Origin of the sequence: Mesorhizobium sp. M2A.F.Ca.ET.039.01.1.1, from assembly GCF_003998035.1 — a bacterium.
Classification (GTDB): Bacteria; Pseudomonadota; Alphaproteobacteria; order Rhizobiales; family Rhizobiaceae; genus Mesorhizobium.
The window spans coordinates 1-8,355 of record NZ_RZRY01000255.1 but is presented as its reverse complement, the minus strand read 5'-3'; the positions used below and the strand labels follow the sequence as shown (position 1 = coordinate 8,355).

The 8,355-nt window shown below is 64.4% G+C and carries 11 protein-coding genes; 9 read left to right on the top strand and 2 right to left on the bottom strand.

Annotation, left to right across the window (positions count from 1 at the left end; translation table 11 throughout):
* The 3 genes from EOA24_RS19495 to EOA24_RS19485 all read left to right on the top strand — a co-directional run.
* Positions 1 to 1,048, top strand: a 1,048-nt coding sequence (locus EOA24_RS19495; RefSeq protein WP_189354028.1) for an acyl-CoA dehydrogenase family protein, incomplete at its 5' end; no start/stop codon positions are given.
* Positions 1,049 to 1,250: 202 nt separating this feature from the next.
* Positions 1,251 to 1,811: a hypothetical protein gene (locus EOA24_RS19490; RefSeq protein WP_126082628.1), complete on the top strand. Its 561-nt coding sequence runs from the start codon at positions 1,251 to 1,253 to the stop codon at positions 1,809 to 1,811.
* Positions 1,811 to 2,152, top strand: a complete 342-nt coding sequence (locus EOA24_RS19485; protein ID WP_042642607.1) for a DUF6105 family protein — start codon at positions 1,811 to 1,813, stop codon at positions 2,150 to 2,152. The genes EOA24_RS19490 and EOA24_RS19485 overlap by 1 nt, the downstream gene beginning before the upstream one ends.
* Here EOA24_RS19485 and ruvX read toward each other — a convergent pair.
* On the bottom strand, positions 2,094 to 2,576 hold the full coding sequence (gene ruvX / locus EOA24_RS19480) for a Holliday junction resolvase RuvX (RefSeq protein WP_126082629.1): 483 nt from the start codon (positions 2,574 to 2,576) through the stop codon (positions 2,094 to 2,096). The genes EOA24_RS19485 and ruvX overlap by 59 nt on opposite strands.
* 118 nt (positions 2,577 to 2,694) lie before the next feature.
* On the opposite strand from ruvX, the gene EOA24_RS19475 reads away from it, so the two are divergent.
* The 5 genes from EOA24_RS19475 to EOA24_RS19455 all read left to right on the top strand — a co-directional run bounded on the left by EOA24_RS19475 (position 2,695) and on the right by EOA24_RS19455 (position 6,660).
* Entirely contained in the window at positions 2,695 to 3,402 is a 708-nt protein-coding gene (locus EOA24_RS19475; RefSeq protein WP_126082630.1) for a metal-dependent hydrolase, read from the top strand.
* 115 nt (positions 3,403 to 3,517) lie between these two features.
* Complete coding sequence (gatC, locus tag EOA24_RS19470; protein WP_126082631.1) at positions 3,518 to 3,805, top strand: Asp-tRNA(Asn)/Glu-tRNA(Gln) amidotransferase subunit GatC; 288 nt, start codon at positions 3,518 to 3,520, stop codon at positions 3,803 to 3,805.
* Between the two features lie 3 nt (positions 3,806 to 3,808).
* Positions 3,809 to 4,267: a GNAT family N-acetyltransferase gene (locus EOA24_RS19465; protein WP_126082632.1), complete on the top strand. Its 459-nt coding sequence runs from the start codon at positions 3,809 to 3,811 to the stop codon at positions 4,265 to 4,267.
* Positions 4,267 to 5,832, top strand: a complete 1,566-nt coding sequence (locus EOA24_RS19460; RefSeq protein ID WP_126082633.1) for an amidase family protein — start codon at positions 4,267 to 4,269, stop codon at positions 5,830 to 5,832. Before EOA24_RS19465 ends, EOA24_RS19460 begins: the two co-directional genes overlap by 1 nt.
* A 30-nt stretch (positions 5,833 to 5,862) precedes the next feature.
* Positions 5,863 to 6,660, top strand: a complete 798-nt coding sequence (locus tag EOA24_RS19455; RefSeq protein ID WP_126082634.1) for a YdcF family protein — start codon at positions 5,863 to 5,865, stop codon at positions 6,658 to 6,660.
* Here EOA24_RS19455 and EOA24_RS19450 read toward each other — a convergent pair.
* Positions 6,633 to 7,352, bottom strand: coding sequence for a DUF599 domain-containing protein (locus tag EOA24_RS19450; protein ID WP_126082635.1), 720 nt, complete (start codon positions 7,350 to 7,352; stop codon positions 6,633 to 6,635). The genes EOA24_RS19455 and EOA24_RS19450 overlap by 28 nt on opposite strands.
* 179 nt (positions 7,353 to 7,531) lie before the next feature.
* Here EOA24_RS19450 and EOA24_RS19445 point away from each other — a divergent pair.
* Positions 7,532 to 8,355 (top strand): serine dehydratase beta chain (locus tag EOA24_RS19445; protein ID WP_189354025.1); only part of this gene is annotated, 824 nt, incomplete at its 3' end.

The window sequence follows — 8,355 nt, the reverse complement described above, 5'->3', positions numbered from 1 at the left end:
CACCAGGGCGGAGCGCACGGGCAGCGGTTTTTATCGGCTCACCGGCCACAAATGGTTCATGTCGGCGCCGATGTCGGATGCCTTCCTGGTGCTCGGTCAGGCGCCGGAGGGGCTGTCCTGCTTCCTCGTGCCGCGCATCCTGGGCGACGGCTCCGGCAATGGCTTCCGCTTCCAGCGGCTGAAGGACAAGCTCGGCAACCGCTCGAACGCCTCGTCGGAGGTGGAGTTCGTCAATGCCATCGGCGAGATGGTCGGCGATCCGGGCGCCGGCGTGAAGACCATCATGGACATGGTGACGCTAACGAGGCTGGACTGCGCGGTCGCTTCGTCGGCGCTGATGCGGGCGGGCCTTGCCGAGGCCGTGCACCACACGCGCCATCGCCAGGTGTTCGGCTCGAACCTGATCGACCAGCCGCTGATGCAGCGGGTTCTCGCCGATATGGCGCTCGACGTCGCCGCGGCCACGGCGCTGTCGTTCCGGCTGGCGCGCTCCTTCGACGAGGCGGCCAGCGATCGCGGCGAGGCGGCCTTTGCCCGGGCCATGACGCCTGTGGTCAAATACTGGGTCTGCAAGATCGCGCCGGCGCTGCTCTACGAGGCGATGGAATGTCTTGGCGGCAATGGCTATGTCGAGGAAGCGCCGCTAGCCCGCTACTACCGGGAGGCGCCGGTCAACGCGATCTGGGAGGGCTCGGGCAATGTCATGGCGCTCGATGTGCTGCGCGTGCTTGGCCGCGCGCCTGGCCTGTTCGAGGAGGTGCTCGCGGGCATCGACCGCGATCTCGGCACCGGCGGACGCGGCACTATCGGCGTGCTGAAGGCGGCCATGCAGGTCGCCGCGACCGACCAAGGGTCGGCTCGGCTGCTCACTGAACAGCTCGCGCTGTCGGCCGCCGCGGCGGAGCTGCGCAGGCTGGGAGCAGGGCGGATCGCCGACGCCTTCGTCGAAACCCGGCTCGGCGGCCAGTGGCGCACCACCTACGGCATGCTCGATTCGCGCCATGATGCGCGCATGATCATCGACACGCTCTATCCGCCGGTGACCTGATCCGGCTCTAAATCAAAGAGTACGATCCGAAAACCGCTTCGCACGCTTCGGTGCCATGCTCCCAGAACGATTGCCTATCTGTGGATAGCCGTTAACCTTAACAAATGGTTTCCATTGCGGCGGACCTTCGCAAAGCCCAATCTCTGCTTGCTGGAGTAGGGAAGGGTTGACCATGGCCCGGGCTCCGCGAAGCAGGATTCGTATGCGGCACGTCTTGAGCTCAGTTCTGGCCTTGCATTGGGCGGTGGTCTTTGCCCTGCTTGCCTATGTATGCATGGACGGCAGCCGGGGCATAGCAGCGGCGCTTGGCGTCCTTGGCCTCTCGATCCAGGGCGGCCGGTTTCCGCAGCTTGAAAATGTCGCCGTGGTCGCGCCGCTTTCGGTCGCGCTCCTGACTGTCGCGGTGCTGTTCTGCTGGGCCTTTGTCGAAACGCTGCTCAACGGCCCGGCAAGGCCCGACGCAGGCGAAAGCGTTGCGCGGGTCGCTTTCATCTTCGCATCGTCGCTGCTTTCGCTGATTCTCATCGGCGGCGTGGTGCAAGGCATTGACGGCCTGTTCGTGATTCTCGGCGTTCAGATGACGGCACTGCTTGCCTCCTATGTTGCGGTGACGGCCGAGCGCCGCTCCGCCCTTGCCGCCGCAATGAATTTGCCCCAGGGCGATGTTCGCGCCGCCTCGCGCATGGCGATGGGGGCCGCGCACAGCTCCTTGCTTTCGCGCATATCCGGCCGCCCGGAAAGCAAGCCTGGAGGCAGGCGCTGATGCGCACGATATTCACACTCTGGGCTGCTCCGATGGCCATCTTCTGGGGATGGTTCTTCCTGTCGGCCAACGACATGAATTTCGGCTACGCGATGCTGAGCCGACAGGTGCACGATTTCGCTTTCCAGCTCTATGGCCAGATGCTCGGCGTCGACCCGGCCATCATACCGGGCATGGTGGCGCGGACCTGCGTTTTCGACTTCTTCCTGCTCATGGGGCTGTGGGCCTTCCGCCGCCGGCGCAACATCGCCGAATGGATAAGGCAGCGCCGGCAGGGCGACATCAGCCCCGATCGGCTCGGCCAAGCGACTGAAGCCGGTCCAACGCTCCCTGCAGAATAAAGGCGGCGGCCGCCGAATCGATCTTGCCGGCGCGCTTCTTACGCGAGAAGTCCATCTCGATCAGCGTCCGCTCGGCAGCGACCGTCGACAGCCGCTCGTCCCACAGCAAGAAGGGCAGGTGGGAAAGCGGCGCCATGTTGCGGACGAAGGCGCGCGATTTTTGCGCACGGGGCCCTTCCGAGCCGTCCATGTTCACGGGAAGGCCAAGCACGATGGCGCCGACATTGTCCTTCGCGAGCTGAGCGAGCAGTTGGGCGGCATCGAGCGAAAATTTCTTGCGCAGGATGACCGGGCGCGGATGGGCGAAGGACAACCCGCGGTCGGAGACGGCCACGCCGATCGTCTTATCGCCGAGATCGAGCCCGGCGAGCGTCTTGCCCTCGGCGAGACGCTCCGGCAGTTCCTCGATTGAAATAATGCCCAACGGCTTCCTCTGACATTTGGGCGTCACACATCCTTTTGACGTTAGGAAGCGCTGCGCCACTTTAAATTTGCCGCCAGCGTTCTATCCTTTGGCAACGGGAAAATCGAGGAAAGCATTCATGAAACTGACCTGGTACGGGCATTCGGCATTCCGCGTCGAGACCAAGGACGCCACCATTCTCATCGACCCCTATCTGGTCGGCAATCCGTCCTGGACGGGCGGCTGGGAAGGGCCGGCGGAAGGTGTGACTCACGTTCTCCTGACCCACGGCCATAACGACCATGTCAGCGGCGCGGTCGAGGTGCTGAAGAAAAGCGGCGCCATGCTGGTCGCCAATTTCGAGATCTGCATGTACCTCGTCGGCCAGGGCGTCAGCGGCGACAAGATCAATCCGGGCAATATCGGCGGCACCGTCGATTGCGGGCCGTTCACCACGACGTTCGTCCAGGCGCTGCATTCGTCCTCCTTCGGCGGTGAAGGCAGCACCAACACCTATCTCGGCAATCCGGGTGGACTCGTCCTGCATTTTCCCGAAGACAAGACGCTCTACCACATGGGCGACACCGACATCTTCTCCGACATGGGGCTGATCAACGAGCTGCACGAGCCAAAGGTCGGCATCGTGCCGATCGGCGACCGCTTCACCATGGGCGGCGCGGTGGCGGCCCTTGCCTGCCGTCGGTTCTTCGGCTTCGATACCGTCGTTCCCTGCCATTTCAGGACTTTCCCGATGATCGACCAGACCGCCGACAAATTCGTCGCCGGCATGGAAGGCTCGGGCGTCAACGTGGCGCTGCCTGAGATCGGCAAGCCGATCACGATCTAGGTCGCCTCATCGACCATTGGGGGGCAACGGGCGCAATCGCTCCGGCATCATGCATGTTGCGCGGCAGACGCCGCGCCGCTATAGCCCGCACTGGTTTTCCCGAGGCGAAAAGAACATGTCCGTTGATCTTCAGACCGTGAAGCGCGTCGCGCGCCTTGCCCGTATCGCGGTGAGCGAGGAGGACGCCGAGCGCATGACCGGCGAATTGAACGCCATTCTCGGCTTCGTCGAGCAATTGAACGAGGTCGATGTCTCGGGCGTCGAGCCGATGACCTCGGTCACGCCGATGGAGATGAAGAAGCGCCAGGATGTCGTTACCGACGGCAACAAGCCCGCCGACGTCGTCGCCAACGCGCCGGCGACGGAAGAGAATTTCTTCCTCGTTCCGAAGGTGGTGGAGTAGACCGTGGCTGTCGAGATCGCCGTCGAGACGCCTCTGCAGGACGACGTGCGCGCGCTGGTCGCCGAACTCAACGCCGCGCTGCTCGAGCTGACGCCGGCCGAGCATTGCTATCACCTGACGGTCGAGCAGATGGCCTGCTCGGACACGACGGTGTTCATCGCGCGCGACAACGGCCTTGCCGTAGGTTGCGGGGCGCTGAAGCGCCACGAAGAGGCGACCGGCGAGGTCAAGCGCATGTACACGCGGCCTTCGCATCGCGGCATGAAGATCGGCGCCGAGATCGTCGGGCGGGTCGAGGCGCTTGCCCGGCAGGAAGGGCTGACGCGCCTGGTACTCGAAACCGGCGATCGCCATCCCGCCGCCTGGACCGTCTATGAGCGCGCCGGATTCACGCGTTGCGGACCGGTGCTGGATTATCCCGACTCCGAATGGTCGGTGTTTTACGAAAAGAGCCTTGCCTGATGAGCGATCTCACACATCTCACCATTTCCGAGGCCCGCGCCCAGCTGCGCGGCAAGGAGATCACCGCGGCCGAGATCACCGAGGCCTATCTGGCGGCGATCGATCGCGCCAATCCGGTGCTCAACGCCTATGTGGCCGTCACCGCCGACAAGGCGCGCGACATGGCAAAGAACTCGGATGCCAAGCTTGCCAAGGGCGAGGGCGGCGCGCTGGAGGGTATCCCGCTCGGCATCAAGGACCTGTTCGCCACCGAAGGCATCCACACCCAGGCCTGCAGCCACGTGCTGGACGGTTTTAGGCCGCGCTACGAGTCCACCGTGACGTCCAATCTGTGGGCCGACGGCGCCGTCATGCTCGGCAAGCTCAACATGGACGAGTTCGCCATGGGCTCGTCGAACGAGACCTCCTATTACGGCCCGGTGATCAATCCGTGGCGGCGCTCGCGGCTCGACACGGTGGTGATGCCGACGACGCATCAGGGCGATGGCGGCTTCGTCTCCGCCGGCGGCACCAAGACCCAGCGCACGCTTGATAACGCCCAGCTGGTGCCAGGCGGTTCGTCCGGCGGCTCGGCGTCGTCTGTGGCCGCGTTCCTGTGCGCCGGCGCAACCGCCACCGATACCGGCGGCTCGATCCGCCAGCCCGCCGCCTTCACCGGTACGGTCGGCATCAAGCCGACCTATGGGCGCTGCTCGCGCTGGGGCATCGTTGCTTTCGCCTCGTCGCTCGACCAGGCCGGGCCGATCGCTCGCGACGTGCGCGACGCCGCGATTCTGCTGAAGTCCATGGCTTCCGTCGATCCGAAGGACACGACCTCGGTCGACCGCCCGGTGCCGGACTATGAAGCGGCGATCGGCAAGCCGATCAAGGGCATGAAGGTCGGCATTCCGAAGGAATACCGCGTCGACGGCATGCCGCAAGACATCGAGGCGCTCTGGCAGAAAGGCATTGCCTGGCTGAAGGATGCCGGCGCCGAGATCGTCGACATCTCGCTGCCGCACACCAAATATGCCTTGCCGGCATATTATATCGTAGCGCCCGCCGAGGCGTCGTCGAACCTCGCCCGCTACGACGGTGTACGCTACGGCCTGCGCGTGCCCGGCAAGGACATCATCGACATGTATGAGAAGACTCGCGCCGCCGGCTTCGGCCGCGAGGTCAAGCGGCGCATCATGATCGGCACCTATGTGCTGTCGGCCGGCTACTACGACGCCTACTATCTGCAGGCGCAGAAGGTGCGCACGCTGATCAAGCGCGACTTCGAGAATGTCTTTGCCGCCGGCGTCGACGTCATCCTGACGCCCGCGACCCCATCGGCCGCTTTCGGCATCGCCGACGAGGACATGGCCTCCGATCCGGTCAAGATGTATCTCAACGACATCTTCACCGTGACGGTGAACATGGCCGGCCTTCCCGGCATTTCGGTGCCCGCCGGCCTCGACGGCAAGGGCCTGCCGCTCGGCCTGCAGCTCATCGGCCGCCCGTTCGACGAGGAGACGCTGTTCCAGACGGCCAATGTCATCGAGCAGGCGGCGGGCAAATTTCAGCCGGAAAAGTGGTGGTAGGCTCATACCTCATCTGACAGAGGGTGAGGGATGTTCTACTACTTGTCGAAAGTCTTCTGGTTCTTCGGCCAGCCGATCAATCTGGCGATCTTCCTGCTGCTTGCCGGACTGTTCGCAGCGCTGTTCCAGCGCCGCCGGCTGGCGGCGACGGGAAGTGTGCTCGGCATCGCGATTCTGGTCCTTTCGGCCTGGACGTCGGTCGGTGCGATGATGCTCAACCCGCTGGAAGAACGTTTTCCGAAGCCGCCATTGCCTGAGAAGGTCGACGGCATCGTCGTGCTTGGCGGCGGCTTCGAGGGCGCAATCAACCTGGCGCGCGGCGGTTATGAGCTGAACAGCGGCGGCGACCGCATGGTGGAGACGGCGATCCTCGCCAGGCGCTTTCCCCAGGCGAAGATCGTCGTGTCCGGCGGCAATGGCTCGCTTTTCCTCGACGGCGAGGGCGACGCCGACACGGCGCCGCGCCTGCTTGGCGCGCTTGGCGTCTCCGCCGATCGCCTGATCCTCGAGGACAAATCGCGCAACACCTATGAGAATGCGGTCTTCTCGCGGAAACTGGTCGAGCCGAAGCCTGGCGAGACGTGGCTGCTGGTCACCTCGGCCTTCCACATGCCGCGCGCCAAGGCGCTGTTCGACAAGGCGGGCTTTGCGACCATTCCGTGGCCCGTCGACTATCGCACCTCGGGCAAGGAAGGCGTCGGCTTCTACCGCGACAATCCCGTTGATTCGGTGCAGGCAACCACCATTGCGGTGCGCGAATGGATCGGGCTTTTTGCCTACCGGCTGTCCGGCAGGATCGATCAGCTCTTTCCCGGACCGGGCGGCTGACCGAGCACTGCCTGCCGCGCCGCCGAGAAGAACTGGCGGCGCACCAGCACCGCCAGAAGCACCAGCGTCGACATCACGAACACGACCGGGTCGACGAACCAGCCTAGATAGCCGATCGAGAAGAAGACGGCGCGCAGCCCGGCGTTGAAGTGCTTGCCGGCGAGCACGTTCATGCGCGTCGCCCGCCACACCGCGGTTTCGCTGACGGGATTGCGCGAAGCAGGGCCATGCGGGGTCGGCACAGCGCCGATCAGGATCGAGCAATAGTTGAACAGCCGGTAGGCCCAGCCGAATTTGAAGAAGGCGAAGGCCAGGATCAGCACCAGGCCGAATACCTTGGTCTGGAAGGTTTCGCGCGACGAAGCCTCGCCGAACGGCAGGTCGGCCAGAACCTGGAGCACGCGGTCGGAGGCGCCGAGCAGGGCAAAGCAGCCGCCGAGCGCGATCAGGGAAGACGAGGCAAAGAAGGCGGTGCCTTGCTGCAGGCCGCCCATGATGGCGGTATCGACAATGCGTATCTCGCGCTCGGCCATATTGCGCATCCAGGCCTCGCGCTGGGCATTCATCGCGGTCGTCAGCGAGACGCGGCTGATCAGCTTGCCGTCGGAGGCGAGCGTGTGCAGCACCCAGACGACCAGGAAGAAGGTCAAAGCCGCCAGATCTGCCAATGAGAGATGGAGTGAGTCGCCCATGCGTTCTTGTAACACAGGCGACGCCGGCGCTTCGACGGGGCAGGAGGCCTCAGCAGGATGATGTCGCTGGCGGAGCAAACAAGGTCGGCAGCCGCCGCGCCGCGACTTGCAAAACAGCGGAAACATCCAGGGAATTCCTATATGTAAGTTTCTGACCGGCGCTCAGGAGACCACGGCCCGTGTTCCTTTCGGTTTTCGACCTGTTCAAGATCGGCATCGGGCCGTCGAGCTCGCACACGATGGGGCCGATGACAGCCGCGCGCCGTTTCCTCGACGAGATCCTGGCCGGCGATTGGCCGCGCCCGGCAGGCGTCAAAGTCGACCGCATCGGCGCCAGCCTGCATGGCTCGCTTGCCTATACCGGCATTGGCCACGGCTCGGACCGCGCCGTCATGCTCGGCCTGGCCGGCCAGACGCCGCAGACGGTCGATCCGGACGAGGCCGACGGCATCGTCGCCCGCATCGGCGCGGAAAAGCGCATTTCGCCGCCGGGGCATCCGATATACCGTTTCGATCCCGCCAAGGACCTCGTGCTCGACCGCAAGACGCCGCTGACCGGCCACGCCAACGGCATGGCCTTCTATGCCTATGATGTGTCCGACCGGCTGCTGCTCAAGCGCATCTATTATTCGATCGGCGGCGGCTTCGTCGTTTCCGAGGAAGAATTGCAGCGCATGAAGGCCAAGGGCTCGGTGACGACCGAGGGCAGACGAGTGCCGTATCCCTTCAAGAATGCCGTCGAGATGCTGGCGATGGCGACAAAGAGCGGGCTTTCGATCGCCGAGATGAAACGCGCCAACGAGGAAAAGCACATGTCGCGCGAGGAGCTCGATGCGGGCCTCGACGCGATCTGGGGCGCGATGAAAGGCTGCATTGACCGCGGCCTGTCGCAGGACGGCATCATGCCGGGCGGACTGAAGGTGCGCCGCCGTGCGCGGCAATTGCACGACAAATTACAGGAACAGTGGCAGCAGAACCGGCCCAACCCCTTGCTCGCCAATGA

Bases quoted from the DNA above. Each gene is read 5' to 3' on its own strand.
- EOA24_RS19475 (WP_126082630.1), top strand. From the start codon at position 2,695: ATGAAACTGACCTGGTACGGGCATTCGGCATTCCGCGTCGAGACCAAG.
- EOA24_RS19455 (WP_126082634.1), top strand. From the start codon at position 5,863: ATGTTCTACTACTTGTCGAAAGTCTTCTGGTTCTTCGGCCAGCCGATC.
- gatC (WP_126082631.1), top strand. From the start codon at position 3,518: ATGTCCGTTGATCTTCAGACCGTGAAGCGCGTCGCGCGCCTTGCCCGT.
- EOA24_RS19450 (WP_126082635.1), bottom strand. From the start codon at position 7,352: ATGGGCGACTCACTCCATCTCTCATTGGCAGATCTGGCGGCTTTGACC.
- EOA24_RS19485 (WP_042642607.1), top strand. From the start codon at position 1,811: ATGCGCACGATATTCACACTCTGGGCTGCTCCGATGGCCATCTTCTGG.
- EOA24_RS19490 (WP_126082628.1), top strand. From the start codon at position 1,251: ATGCGGCACGTCTTGAGCTCAGTTCTGGCCTTGCATTGGGCGGTGGTC.
- EOA24_RS19460 (WP_126082633.1), top strand. From the start codon at position 4,267: ATGAGCGATCTCACACATCTCACCATTTCCGAGGCCCGCGCCCAGCTG.